Source organism: Streptomyces sp. NPDC059718, assembly GCF_042733315.1.
In the GTDB taxonomy this organism is placed as follows: domain Bacteria; phylum Actinomycetota; class Actinomycetes; order Streptomycetales; family Streptomycetaceae; genus Actinacidiphila.
Window position 1 is genome coordinate 128,807 of sequence record NZ_JBHWGA010000001.1, and the last position, 12,375, is coordinate 141,181.

The window sequence follows — 12,375 nt, forward strand, 5'->3', positions numbered from 1 at the left end:
GAGGCCATGACGGCGGAGCCTAGCGCCGGTGTCAGTCGCGGACGATCACCCGGGCGTGGTCACTTGCGCCGAGTTCCCGCAGGGTGCGGTGGATCCTGCGCAGAGCGCCGTCCCTGTCCACGTCGTCGTCGACCTCCAGGTCGAGGTGGCAGCTGCCCGTACCGGTCCCGGCGCCCGTGATCTCGCCGTCGGCCTCGAACGCGGCCTCCAGCGCCTCCTCGACCTCGTCGCGGTCGAGGGGCAGGGCCGTGAGCACGATCTCCACGAACACCGCGCGACCTCCTGCCAACCGGGTGCCGGTGCACCCTACCGGCGACCGGGCCGACCCGCTCCGGGCGACCCTTACCCTTGACCCTTGTGTCCTCTCTGCAAGCCGCCCTCGCCGGTCTCCTCGACGGGCTCCCGCCCGGCCGTGCCACCCAGGCCGTCGACCGGCTGATCGCCACCTACCGGGGGCGTACGCCCAGCAGCACCCCGATCCTCCGCGACCGCACCGACGTCGCGGCCTACGCGGCGTACCGCATGCCGGCCACCCACGCCGCGGTCGGCGCGGCGCTGGCGGAGTTCCGGGCCCGGGCGGGGGAGTGGGCGCCGGCGAGCCACCTGGACGTGGGCGGCGGGACCGGCGCCGCGACCTGGGCGGTCGCCGACGCCTGGGAGGACGGGACGCACACCAGCACCGTCCTCGACTGGTCGGACGCGGCGCTCTCACTCGGCCGTGAGCTGGCCGCCGGGGCGGAGCACGCCGCCGTGCGGGATGCGCGCTGGCACAAAGCGCCGCTCGGCACCGGGGCACGGCTGCCCGAGGCGGACCTGATCACGCTGTCGTACGTCATCGGCGAGCTCACGGAGGCCGACCGCGACGCGGTCGTCGCCGAGGCGGCACGCGCCGCAGCCGGCGCCGTGCTCGTCGTCGAACCGGGCACCCCGGACGGCTACGCCCGGGTCCTGGCGGCGCGCGAGCGGCTCATCGCGGCAGGCTTCCACGTCCTCGCCCCCTGCCCCCACGACGGCACCTGCCCGGTGCAGGCCCCGGACTGGTGCCACTTCGCGGCCCGGGTCGCCCGCACCTCGCTGCACCGGCAGGTCAAGGGGGGCTCCCTGCCGTACGAGGACGAGAAGTTCAGCTATGTCGCGGCCGCCCGCTTCCCCGCGGCGGGCGACGGCTCACCGGACCGCGTGGTGCGGCATCCGCAGATCCGCAAGGGACAGGTCCTCATCGACCTGTGCACGGTCGAGGACGGCCTGCGCCGCGACACGGTCAGCAAGCGGCACGGGGCGCTGTACCGTGCCGCCCGCGACGTCGCCTGGGGCGACGCGTGGCCGCCTCCTGCGGCGGAACCGGAGTAGCTCCGGGACGGGCTCGGGCGACCGGGGCACGGCCTGTGCCCCGTGCCCCGGGTCCGCGGGGCGACCGCCTGCCGCCGACGACGTGCGGCACCGCGCAGGGCCGCACCCCGCCGCGCGCTCACCGGTCGCCCAGCACCGCCATGGCCGCGTTGTGGCCCGGGACGCCGCTGACCCCGCCGCCGCGCACCGCGCCCGCCCCGCACAGCAGCACGTTCGCGTGCGCGGTCCCCACGCCCCAGGCGCCGCCGCCCGACTCCGCGTAGGGGAACGCCAGGTCGCGGTGGAAGATGTGCCCGCCGGGCAGGCCGACCTCCCGCTCCAGGTCGAGCGGGGACTTCGCCTCGATGCAGGGCCGCCCGTCCGCGTCCACCGCCAGGCAGTCCGCCAGCGGTTCCGCGAGCACCGCGTCCAGCTGCGCCAGGGTGGCCTTGAGGAGGGTCTCCTTGGCCTGCGCGGGGTCGTCGGCGAAGAGCCGCGCCGGGGCGTGCAGCCCGAAGAGGGTGAGGGTGTGCACGCCTTGGGCGGCCAGCTCGGGGGCGAGGATCGACGGGTCCGTCAGCGAGTGGCAGTAGATCTCGGACGGCGGCGCCGTGGGCACCGCGCCCTCGGCCGCCTCGCGGTAGGCCCGGTCCAGCTGGGTGTACGACTCGGCGATGTGGAAGGTGCCGGCGAAGGCGTCGCGCGGGTCGACCGCGGTGTCGCGCAGCCGCGGCAGCCGCCGCAGCAGCATGTTCACCTTGAGCTGGGCGCCTTCGGGCTTCTCCGGGGCCGCCTCCCCCAGCAGCCCGGCCAGCGCGTACGGGGAGGCGTTGACCAGCACGTGCCCGGCGCCCACGCTGCCGCCCTCGAACGACACCTCGGCCCGCGTGCCGTCGGTCTCGACGGCCGTGACCTCGGTGCCCGTCACGATCTCCGCCCCGGCCGCCCGGGCCGCGTCCGCCAGGGCGTCGGTGAGGGCGCCCATGCCGCCGACGGGCACGTCCCAGTCACCCGTGCCGCCGCCGATGACGTGGTACAGGAAGCAGCGGTTCTGCAGCAGGGAGGGGTCGTGCGCGTGGGTGAAGGTGCCGATCAGGGCGTCGGTCAGCACCACGCCGCGCACCACGTCGTCCTCGAAGGCGGCCTCGACGGTCTCGCCCAGCGGCCGCTCGAACAGCGCGGACCAGGCTTCCGGGTCGTCCACGGTCCGCTCCAGCTCGGCCCGGGACGGCAGCGGCGCGGTCAGCGTCGGGAAGACGCGCTCGGCGACCCGCTGCGTCATGCCGTAGAAGCGCTGCCAGGCCTCGAAGTCGCGGTCGGAGCCGGTCAGCCGGACGAAGCTCTCGCGGGTCGCGGACGGCGACTCGGCGTCGACGAGGAGCCCGCCGTCGCCGTACGGGGTGTAGGAGGAGATGCGGCGGCGCCGGACCGCGAAGCGCAGCCCCAGGTCGTCGACGATCTTCCGGGGCAGCAGGCTCACCAGGTACGAGTACCGGGACAGCCGTGCGTCCAGACCGGTGAACGCCCGCGTGGAGACGGCGGCGCCGCCGGTGCCCGGGAGCCGCTCGAGCAGGAGCACGGAGCGGCCCGCGCGGGCGAGGTACGCGGCGGCGACCAGGCCGTTGTGGCCACCGCCGACGATCACGACGTCGTACGAGGGATGAAGGGGCAGCTGCGACATGCGCCCTTTCGTATCACGCTCAGTCGCGCAGCTCCATGGTGCAGCACTTCACGCTGCCCCCGGCCTTGTGCAGTTCGGACATGTCCACCGGCACCGGCTCGAAGCCGCGCTGGCGCAGCCGCCGCAGCAGCCCGGTGGCCCCGGAGGGGACCAGGACGCGCAGGCCGTCGCTGACGCAGTTGAGCCCGAAGGCCGTGGCGTCCTGGCGGGTGGCGGTCAGCGCGCCGGGGAAGAGCCGGCGCAGCACCGCGCGGCTGCCGGGGGAGAAGGCGTCCGGGTAGTACATGATCTCGTCGCCGGCGAGCACGCACAGCGCCGTGTCGAGGTGGTAGAAGTGCGGGTCGGTGAGCTCCAGGCCGATGACGGGGCGGCCGAAGAACTCCTGGAGCTCGGCGTGCGACAGCGGGCTGCTGCGGAAGCCCTTCCCGGCCAGCAGCCAGCTGTCGGTGACGGCGAAGTCCCCCTCGCCCTCGTTGACGTGGTGCGGGTCGTGCACCTCGCCGTAACCGCGGTTCAGGAACCACTCGCGGTGCGCGGGCGCCTCCGCGGCCCGCTCGGCGTTGGCGAAGCGTGCGCCGAAGACCCGGCCGTCGACCACGGTGGCGCCGTTGGCGGCGAAGACCATGTCCGGCAGGCCCGGCAGCGGCTGCAGGATCTCGACGGTGTGCCCCAGCGAGCGGTAGCGGTCGCGCAGGTCCTCCCACTGGAGCAGGGCGAGCGCGGGGTCGACCGGCTTCGTGGGGTCCATCCAGGGGTTGATGGAGTACGTGACGCGGAAGTACGTGGGAGGACACATCAGATACCGGCGGTACGAGGCGGTGCGCGCTGCGCTCAATGAAGGCTCCTCGCGGTGTGGTTGAGGCCGTAGTGACATGGTGGACCCGCAGCGGACACCCCGCACCGGATTGCGGACGCAAACACCCCCCGGCGGAGCCCTCCCAGAAGCACGAGGAGGCCGTCTGCCGGGTTGTCCAAAGTTCCCCTTATGATTCGGGGGTGTTCGATTCCAGGCACATCAAGACCTTCCACACCGTGGTCACGGCCGGCTCCTACTCGGCCGCGGCGGTGGCGCTGGGCTACACCCAGCCCGCGGTGACCCAGCAGATGAAGGCCCTGGAGCGCTCGGTGGGCACCGCGCTCTTCGTCCGCGTCGGGCGGCGCATGCGGCTGACCGAGGCGGGTGAGGCGCTGGCCCGGCACGCCGAGACGATCCTCGACAGCATCACCGTGGCCTGGGAGCAGATAGGCGCGGTGACCCGGCTGGAGACCGGCCGGGTGAGGCTGTGCGCCTTCCCCAGCGCCAACGCCACCCTGATCCCCGAGGCGCTGGCCCTGCTCGCGGCCGAGCACCCCGGGATACGGGTCGAGCTGCTGGGGGACGAACCGCCCGACTCGCTGGAGCGGGTCACCCGCGGCGAGTGCGACATCACCCTCGCCTTCACCTACCCCGGACTGCACGAGGCGGTGCCGGACGACCTGGTCGAGATCCCGCTGCTGGAGGACCAGCTCATGGTCCTGATGCCGGCCGGGCACCGGCTGGCCAGGTCCCGCTCGGTCAGGCTCGGCGACCTGGCCGACGAACGCTGGATCGCCGGCTGCATGCGCTGCCGGGTCAACTTCCTCCACGAGTGCGCCGAGCTGGGCTTCGCCCCCGACATCGCCTTCGCCACCGACGACAACCTCGTGGTGCAGTCGCTGGTCGCGGAGGGGCTGGGGGTCGCGATGATGCCCGGGCTGGCGCTGTCCTTCATGCGGCTGGACCGGGTCACCGGCCGGCCGCTGGACCCCGTCTCCCGGCGCCGGGTCGCGGCGTACGTGCCGCGCGACCATCTGCGGATCCCGGCCGCGGCCCTGGTGCTCGACGCGCTCAAGGCGGTCGCCGAGCGGCGCAGCGGCTGCTGACCCGCACCCCATCCATAAGGAGGGGCAAAGCGGGGTGAAGGAACTGTCAGTGGACGCGCGGGCCCGTGCGCACGGACGCTGCGGACATGACCTCCGCGACCGTTCCGGCGCTCTCCGCGCCCACCGCCCGGCTGGCCCGCCTCGTCGACGAGGTGCGCGAGACGGTCGGCCGCGGCCTGCCGCCCGGCCCGACGGCCCACCTGGTGGGCGAACGGCTCGCGCCGCACCTCGGCGCCGCCGACCTGCTGGCCGAGCGGCACCGCGAGGGCGACCCGGACCGCTACCGGCAGCACATCCTGCACGCCGAGGAGGACGGCAGCTTCTCGATCGTCGCCCTGGTCTGGCTGCCGGGGCAGCGGACGTCCATCCACGACCACGTCTCCTGGTGCGTCACGGGGGTGCACCAGGGCCAGGAGCACGAGCGCCGCTACCGGCTGGTCCCCGACGGCACCGGCTCCCGCCTCGTCCCGACCCAGGACGTCGTCAACGCCCAAGGCGAGGTCTGCGGCTTCGCGCCGCCCGGCGACATCCACCAGGTGTGGAACGGCGGAACCGGCAAGGCCATATCGCTGCACATCTACGGTGCCGACATCTCCCGCCTGGGCTCCAGCGTGCGGCGGGTCTACCGGCTGCCGGTCGGCGAACGGTGAACCTCCGCACCGCGACGCGCACCCCCGTGCCCGTCCCCCGTGGGGCGGCGCCGACCGCCCGCCCCGCCGCGCCCTCCGCCGGAGGCGGTGCGGGCCGTCGCCGGGCCGCCGCGACCGTGCTGCCCGGCCTGCTGGTCACCGCCCTCGGCGCCGTCCTGGCGACCGCACTGCACCGGCTGCTGCCCGCCGTGCCGGTGCCCACCACCGCCGTCCTCCTCGGCATCGCCGCCGCCAACCTGCCGGGCCTGCGCGCGACCCTTCGCGGCCGGGCCCGGCCGGGGCTGACCTTCGCCGGGAAACGGCTGATGCGCATCGGCATCGTGATCCTGGGACTGCAGCTGAGCCTCGACGACGTGCTCGGCCTCGGCTGGGCCACGGCCGGCATGGTGGTGTGCGTCGTGGCCGCCACCTTCTGGGGCACCCTCTGGCTCGGCCGCCGCATGGGCCTGCGCGGCGACCAGCCGCTGCTCATCGCCACCGGCTACTCCATCTGCGGTGCCTCCGCCATCGGCGCGGTGAGCCAGGTCAGCGGCAGCGACGAGGAGGACGTGGCCGCGTCCGTCGCCCTGGTCACGCTCTGCGGCACCCTCGCCATCGGCGTGCTGCCGCTGCTGCACCACCCGCTCGGCCTGGACGACGTGCAGTTCGGCCGCTGGGCCGGCGCCGGCGTGCACGACGTCGGACAGGTCGTCGCGACGGCCCAGACCGCGGGCCCGGCGGCACTCGGTGAGGCGGTGCTCGTCAAGCTGATGCGCGTCGCGCTCCTGGCGCCCCTGGTCGCCGCGGTCGCCTACGCCCTGCGCCGGCGGCACGCCGTGTCGGGCGCCGCAGGGCCGGACGCCGCCGCCTCCGCGCGGCGGACCCCGCTGCTGCCCCTGTTCGTCGTCGGCTTCCTCGTCATGATCGCCGTGCGCAGCACCGGAGTCCTGCCGGCCGGCGTGCTCGACGGGGCACAGCAACTGCAGCAACTGCTGCTGGCCATGGCCATGGTGGGGCTCGGCAGCATGGTGCACCTGCGCGCCCTGGCGCGAACCGGGCCGCGTGTGGCCGCCGTCGGCCTGATCTCCTGGACCCTCATCGCCACCGTCTCCTACGCCGGCGTCCTCCTCACCAGCTGACGACCCAGGCCGGCGGCCAGGGCGCCGGCGATCGAGTGCCCCGCCTCCTCGGGGGTGCCGACGGGCATCTCGCGGTCGTGGCCGCCGGCCGGCAGCGAGCCGAGGGTCGCGACACCGAGCGCGGTACCGGCCTGCTGGATGGTGTCGTTCAGGGCGGAGCCGACGCCCGCCTTCTCCGCGGGGACTTGGCCATGAGGGCGCCGACGGCGGCCGGCATCGCCAGGCCCGCGCCGGGGCCGAGCAGGCCGAGGGCGACCGCGAGGACGGCGAAGCCGGTGCCATGCGCCCGGCACCCCGCCGGGGCCCGCCTCTAAGGTGAGCGCATGCCGACACCGCAGACCGACCCCGACGACGCCCTGCTCCCGGACACCCGCCGGGCCCTGCTGCACCGCGTCGCGGTCGCCCAGTCCAGCAGCCGCACCCCCTCCCTCGTGGGGGCCGTCGTCCGGGACGGCGAGACCGTGTGGACCGGGGCGCGCTCCTGCGTGGACGGGCACGCCCCGGACGGGGACACCCAGTACCGGATCGGCTCCCTCACCAAGACCTTCGTGGCCGTCCTGGTGATGCGGCTGCGCGACGCGGGGCGCCTCGGGCTGGACGACCCCGTCGAGAAGCACATCGGCGGCACCCCCGCCGACGGGGTCACCGTGCGCCAACTCCTCACGCACACCGCCGGACTGGCCGCGGAGACCCCCGGTCCGTGGTGGGAGCGCACGCCCGGCGCGCTGCGGCCGGAGACGGCCGACCTCCTCGGCGGGACGCCGCGGCTGCACCCCGCCGGCGAACGCCACCACTACTCCAACCCCGGGTACGCCCTGCTCGGCGCCGTCGTCGAGACGCTCCACGACGGCCGGCCCTGGGACGAGGTGCTGACCGCCGAGGTCCTCGAACCGCTGGGGATGACCCGTACGACGCGCCGCCCGCGGGCCCCGCACGCCGGCGGCTGGGCCGTCCACCCGTACGCCGAGCTGATGATGGCCGAGGCCGTGCAGGACACCGGGCTGATGGCCCCCGCGGGCGAACTGTGGTCGACCGCCGACGACCTGTGCCGCTGGGCCGCCTTCCTCGCCGCGGGCGACGAGCGCGTCCTGGTGCCCGCGACGCTGGAGCAGATGCGCCGGCCGGCCGCGCCCGGAGGCGACCAGGGCCTCGGCGTGCAGCTGATGGGGACCCCGGACGGCCGGGTGCTGGTGGGCCACGGCGGCTCGATGCCCGGCTTCGTGGCCGGGCTGTGGTGCGACACGGAGGAGGGACTCGGCGCGGTCGTCCTCGCCAACTCCACCACCGGCGCCCCGACCACGACGATCGCCGCCGACCTGCTGCGCATCGTCGCCGAGCGCGAGCCCCGCATCCCCGAGCCCTGGCGGCCCGTCTCCGACCCCGACCCGGAGCTGCTCGCCCTCACCGGACCCTGGTACTGGGGCACCGCTCCGCACGTCCTGCGCCTGCGCACCGGCCGCGACCTGGAACTGACCGCCCTGTCCGGCACCGCCCGCGGCGCCCGCTTCCGCGCGGAACCGGACGGCACCTGGACCGGCCTGGACGGCTACTACGACGGCGAGACCCTCCGCGCGGTGCGCGCCCCCGACGGCACCGTCGGCCATCTCGACCTCGGCTCCTTCGTCTTCACCCGCACCCCCTACGACCCGGCGGCCCCGGTCCCGGGCGGAGTCGACCCCTCGGGATGGACCTCCCCCCTCGGCTAGGCCGTCGGGCCGTCGGGCGGTCAGGCGGTCAGCGGGAACTCGCGGCCCAGCGCGGCGAAGACCGCCGAGTTGTGGGCGAAGGCCCGCCGGCACTCCTCCACGACGCGCTGCTTCTCGAGCTCGTCGACCGGCAGGGCGTCCAGCAGGCTCCGGTACTCGCGCTTGAACGCCGCGGGGTTGCCGATCGCGTCGAAGACGTAGAAGCGCACGCCGTCACCCTTGCGGGAGAAGCCCCAGGTCTTCTCCGCGATGCCGCGGATGACCTGGCCGCCCGAGAGGTCGCCGAGGTAGCGGGTGTAGTGGTGGGCGACGTAGCCCGCCGGCCACGCGCGGGCGGTCTCGGTGACGCGGCGGGCGTACGCGAGGGTCTCGGGCAGCGCGCCGGCGCGGTCGCGCCAGCCGGGGGCGAGCAGGTGGTCCAGGTCGCGTTCCAGGGCGGCGACGCGCATCAGCTCGGGACGCAGGAAGGGGCCGGCCACGGGGTCGCCGGCCAGTCGCGCGGCGGCGTCCTCCAGCGCCCGGTAGACGAACCAGAGCTGCTCGGTGTAGCGGGCGTACGCGGCGACCCCCAGGCGGCCGCCGAGCAGGTCGCCGATGAACGTCGAGGTCTCGGCCTCGGTGTGCCGGTCGTGGCTGGCGGAGCGGATGACGGCCGAGAACGGTGCGGTCGCGGGGCCGTGGGCTGGCGTCAAGGGGATCCTCCTGCGTCGGGCCTGCAGGAATCGTCGCAACTTAGGGGACCCTAAGTCAATGGGTTGCCGACAACCTGTCGGAAAACCAGGCTAGCGCGGATCCGCCCTCCGGGGCGGACGGCACGTCCTCCCGCGGGTGACGGTGGTCACGGAGGGGAGGCCGGTGCCGGTCGCCGACCCGGGTGCCGAGGGCAGCGCGGACAAGGGAAACGTGCCCGAATCCGCCCGGGACGGGGTCCGCCCTCCATGGGGACCCCGCGCGCGGCCGGAATGCGGACGGGGAGCAGGATGGTTTCCACCATCCGTGGATTCCGCTTACGGCCTTTCCCTCGTTACGTAGGGTGGAGCAAGGGTTCACGGGCGAGGAAAGGGGCTCGATGGTCACCAAGGGCAGGTTGTCCGACTGGCTGCGCCGCAAAGCGGGGGAGCGCGGTGCCGGAGTGGACGGGGCCGCGGTCCGCGCGGCCGCCGGTGGCCGGAACGGGGACGACCTGCGCCGGGACGAGCTCCTCCTGGAAGCCGCGGACGCGGGCCTGCCGCTGGCGCCGGCCGCCCATCCGTCGCCCGTGTCCGGTTACCGCTGTTCCTGCGACCGGATCGGCTGCCCCACCCCGGGCACGCACCCCGTCTCCTTCGCCTGGCAGACCCAGGCCACCACGGACGCGGACCAGGTCAGGCGCTGGCTGCGCGCGCACCCCCTGGCCAACTTCATCACCGCCACCGGCATCGCCCACGACGTCCTGGACGTACCCGCCGAGGCGGGCCGGATCGCCCTGGAGCGGCTGGCCGCCGAGGGTTCCGCGGCCGGGCCCGTCGCGGTCTCCGACGGGCGGATGCTGTTCTTCACCGCCACCCGTGCCACGGCCGACGAGGACGAGTGGTGGCCGTGCGAGCTGGACTGCCATCCCGAGACCCTCGACGAGCACCCGGGCCTGCGCTGGCACCACCGCGCCAGCTACGTGCTGCTCCCGCCCTCGCGTCTGCCCTCCGGCGCCACCGTCGCGTGGCTCGCAGGCCACGGACCCGACCGGGTGCTGCCCGACCCGCTGCCGCTGCTCGGGGTGCTGACCGACGCCGGGGCCCAGGTCGAGCCCGAGCCCGAGACGGCCGGCTGGCTGCACTGACCCGGCTGCGGCGGTCCGGGACCTCCCGCCGGCCTCAGCCCTCGTCACCGACGGGAACCGCGGCGGACGGCTTGACGGCCGGCGCGGTGACCCTGCCGGGGCGCAGGAAGAGGAACATCGTGGGCGCGAGGTACAGCGCCCAGACCGCGACCTGCAGCCAGGTCGGGTCCGGCTGGAAGTTGAACACGCCCTTGAGCAGCGTCCCGTACCACGAGTCCGGCGGGATCCGGTCGCTGATGTCGAACGCCTCGGTCCCCAGCCCCGGCAGCCAGCCGGCCTCCTGCAGGTCGTGGAAGCCGTAGGCGAGCACGCCCGCCGCGACCACCACCAGCATGGCGCCGGTCCAGGTGAAGAACTTGGCCAGGTTGATGCGCAGCGCGCCCCGGTAGAACAGCCAGCCCAGCACCACCGAGGTCAGCAGGCCCAGCACCGCGCCCACCAGCGGGCGCACGCCGTCGTCGGTGGCCTGCACGGCGGTCCAGATGAACAGCGAGGTCTCCAGCCCCTCACGCCCCACGGCGAGGAAGCTGGTGATCACCAGTGCCCCGGTGCCCATGGCGATCGCGGCGTCCAGCCTGCCGTGGAGTTCGGCCTTCAGGTGCCGCGCGGTGCGCCGCATCCAGAAGACCATCCAGGTCACCAGGCCGACCGCGACGACCGACAGCGAACCGCCCAGGGCCTCCTGCGCCTCGAAGGTCAGCTCGGAGGAGCCGAACTGCAGCGCGGCGCCGAAGGCCATGCTCACCAGGATCGCGGTGCCGACGCCGAGCCAGACCGGCGGCAGTTTGTCCTTGCGGTCGGTCTTCACCAGGTACGCGACCAGGATGCAGACCACCAGGCTGGCCTCCAGGCCCTCACGGAGCCCGATCAGGTAGTTGGCGAACACCGCCGGTACTTCCTCTCAGTCGTGTCGGAAGAGCTCGCGGCCCCACCAGTCGTCCTTGTCCCGGACGCCCGGCGGTACGGCGTAGACGGCCGAACCCACGTGCTGGATGTACTCGTTGAGGGAGTCGAGCTTCGCCAGCCGCATCTGCAGCGGCACGAAGCCGTCCCGGACGTCGCGCTGGTACGCGATGAAGAACAGCCCGGCGTCCAGGCGGCCCAGGCCGTCGGTGCCGTCGGTGAAGGAGTAGCCGCGGCGCAGGATCGTCACACCGCTGTTGTCCGGGTGCGCGAGCCGGACGTGCGCGTCCGGGAGCATCGCCTTGAAGTCCGGGGCGTCGTGCTCGCGCTGCCTGCCGATCGGGGCGCCCTCGCCCTTCGTCCGGCCGAAGATCTGCTCCTGCTCCTGCAGCGAGGTGCGGTCCCAGGTCTCGATGTGCATCCGGATGCGGCGGGCGACGAGGTACGAGCCGCCGGCCATCCAGGACGGCCCGTCCTCGGCGGACACCCACACGTGCTCGTCCTGGGTGGCCCTGTCGGAGCCCGCGACGTTGTGCGTGCCGTCCTTGAAGCCCATCAGGTTGCGCGGGGTCTGCTCCTCGGGAGTGGTCGAGGAGGTCTTGCCGAAGCCGAGCTGCGACCAGCGCATCGCGACCTTGCCGAAGCCGATCCGGGCCAGGTTGCGGATGGCGTGCACCGCCACCTGCGGGTCGTCCGCGCAGGCCTGGATGCACAGGTCGCCGCCGCTGCGGTTCGGGTCGAGGGCGTCACCGGGGAACTTGGGCAGGTCCACCAGCGCCCCGGGGCGGTGCGCCTTCAGCCCGAAGCGGTCCGCGCCGTCCTTCGTCGTGAACAACGAGGGGCCGAAGCCGATGGTGAGGGTGAGCCGGGAGGCCTGCAGGCCCAGCGCCTCACCGGTGTCGTCCGGCGGGGCCTCGGCGAGGCCGCCGACCGCGCCCTCGCCGACCGGCCGGCCCTGCGTCATCTTCCGGGCGGCGGCGGTCCATTCCTTCAGGAGCGCGACCAGTTCCTCGCGGTCCTCGGTCTTGACGTCGAAGGACGCGAAGTGGAGCCGGTCCTGCACCGGGGTCGTGATGCCGGCCTGGTTCTCCCCGTGGAAGGCGATCGCGCTGCCCGCGGCGCCCGCGGGCTGCACGTCGTCCCCGGAGCGGACCGCGGCCACGGCGCCGCCGGCCGCGGCGGCCGCGACGACGACACCCGCACCGGTCCAGCCGAGCACCCTGCGACGCGACGTGACACTCTCATCGGACATGGTCCGTAGCCCCCCGGG

Annotated in this window: 12 protein-coding genes and 1 pseudogene; 6 read left to right on the top strand and 7 right to left on the bottom strand. The window is 74.4% G+C overall.

Annotated features, from left to right (window positions below):
• Positions 1-31: 31 nt before the first annotated feature.
• Positions 32-271 carry a hypothetical protein gene (locus ACFV3E_RS00635; protein WP_500532749.1) on the bottom strand — a complete coding sequence of 80 codons (240 nt, stop codon included), beginning with the start codon at positions 269-271 and terminating at the stop codon, positions 32-34.
• 86 nt (positions 272-357) lie between these two features.
• Here ACFV3E_RS00635 and ACFV3E_RS00640 point away from each other — a divergent pair, with 86 nt between their 5' ends.
• Positions 358-1,350: a small ribosomal subunit Rsm22 family protein gene (locus ACFV3E_RS00640; protein ID WP_500369930.1), complete on the top strand. Its 993-nt coding sequence runs from the start codon at positions 358-360 to the stop codon at positions 1,348-1,350.
• Between the two features lie 118 nt (positions 1,351-1,468).
• Here ACFV3E_RS00640 and ACFV3E_RS00645 read toward each other — a convergent pair whose 3' ends face one another.
• Entirely contained in the window at positions 1,469-3,001 is a 1,533-nt protein-coding gene (locus ACFV3E_RS00645; RefSeq protein WP_500372765.1) for a phytoene desaturase family protein, read from the bottom strand.
• Between the two features lie 28 nt (positions 3,002-3,029).
• Positions 3,030-3,845 carry a dimethylargininase gene (ddaH, locus tag ACFV3E_RS00650; RefSeq protein ID WP_500532750.1) on the bottom strand — a complete coding sequence of 272 codons (816 nt, stop codon included), beginning with the start codon at positions 3,843-3,845 and terminating at the stop codon, positions 3,030-3,032.
• Between the two features lie 161 nt (positions 3,846-4,006).
• Between ddaH and ACFV3E_RS00655 the strand changes: the two genes are divergently transcribed.
• From ACFV3E_RS00655 to ACFV3E_RS00665, 3 genes are all read left to right on the top strand, one after another.
• Entirely contained in the window at positions 4,007-4,912 is a 906-nt protein-coding gene (locus tag ACFV3E_RS00655; protein ID WP_500358034.1) for a LysR family transcriptional regulator, read from the top strand.
• Positions 4,913-4,998: 86 nt separating this feature from the next.
• Positions 4,999-5,562 carry a cysteine dioxygenase family protein gene (locus tag ACFV3E_RS00660; RefSeq protein WP_500322234.1) on the top strand — a complete coding sequence of 188 codons (564 nt, stop codon included), beginning with the start codon at positions 4,999-5,001 and terminating at the stop codon, positions 5,560-5,562.
• Between the two features lie 26 nt (positions 5,563-5,588).
• The gene (locus ACFV3E_RS00665; protein WP_500532751.1) at positions 5,589-6,680 is read left to right on the top strand and encodes a YeiH family protein; all 1,092 of its coding nucleotides are present in this window, start codon (positions 5,589-5,591) and stop codon (positions 6,678-6,680) included.
• Between the two features lie 5 nt (positions 6,681-6,685).
• Here the strand turns inward: ACFV3E_RS00665 and ACFV3E_RS00670 are convergent.
• A pseudogene (locus tag ACFV3E_RS00670) lies at positions 6,686-6,957 on the bottom strand (MFS transporter); the annotation flags it as partial.
• Between the two features lie 46 nt (positions 6,958-7,003).
• Here ACFV3E_RS00670 and ACFV3E_RS00675 point away from each other — a divergent pair.
• A complete protein-coding gene (locus tag ACFV3E_RS00675) occupies positions 7,004-8,386 on the top strand; it encodes a serine hydrolase domain-containing protein (RefSeq protein ID WP_500532752.1) in 1,383 nt (460 codons plus the stop codon).
• Positions 8,387-8,406: 20 nt separating this feature from the next.
• Here the strand turns inward: ACFV3E_RS00675 and ACFV3E_RS00680 are convergent, their stop codons facing one another.
• Entirely contained in the window at positions 8,407-9,078 is a 672-nt protein-coding gene (locus ACFV3E_RS00680) for a biliverdin-producing heme oxygenase (RefSeq protein WP_500532753.1), read from the bottom strand.
• Positions 9,079-9,455: 377 nt separating this feature from the next.
• Here ACFV3E_RS00680 and ACFV3E_RS00685 point away from each other — a divergent pair, with 377 nt between their 5' ends.
• Positions 9,456-10,202, top strand: a complete 747-nt coding sequence (locus ACFV3E_RS00685; protein WP_500532754.1) for a bifunctional DNA primase/polymerase — start codon at positions 9,456-9,458, stop codon at positions 10,200-10,202.
• 34 nt (positions 10,203-10,236) lie between these two features.
• Here the strand turns inward: ACFV3E_RS00685 and efeU are convergent, their stop codons facing one another.
• Positions 10,237-11,088, bottom strand: a complete 852-nt coding sequence (efeU, locus tag ACFV3E_RS00690) for an iron uptake transporter permease EfeU (protein WP_500532755.1) — start codon at positions 11,086-11,088, stop codon at positions 10,237-10,239.
• A gap of 15 nt (positions 11,089-11,103) precedes the next feature.
• Positions 11,104-12,357 (bottom strand): iron uptake transporter deferrochelatase/peroxidase subunit, encoded by a 1,254-nt coding sequence (gene efeB / locus ACFV3E_RS00695; RefSeq protein ID WP_500532756.1) that lies wholly within the window; start codon positions 12,355-12,357, stop codon positions 11,104-11,106.
• Positions 12,358-12,375: the final 18 nt, after the last annotated feature.

Excerpts from the sequence above, each read along its gene's own strand:
- ACFV3E_RS00660 (WP_500322234.1), top strand. The coding sequence starts at position 4,999 with ATGACCTCCGCGACCGTTCCGGCGCTCTCCGCGCCCACCGCCCGGCTG.
- ACFV3E_RS00675 (WP_500532752.1), top strand. The coding sequence starts at position 7,004 with ATGCCGACACCGCAGACCGACCCCGACGACGCCCTGCTCCCGGACACC.
- ACFV3E_RS00685 (WP_500532754.1), top strand. The coding sequence starts at position 9,456 with ATGGTCACCAAGGGCAGGTTGTCCGACTGGCTGCGCCGCAAAGCGGGG.
- efeB (WP_500532756.1), bottom strand. The coding sequence starts at position 12,357 with ATGTCCGATGAGAGTGTCACGTCGCGTCGCAGGGTGCTCGGCTGGACC.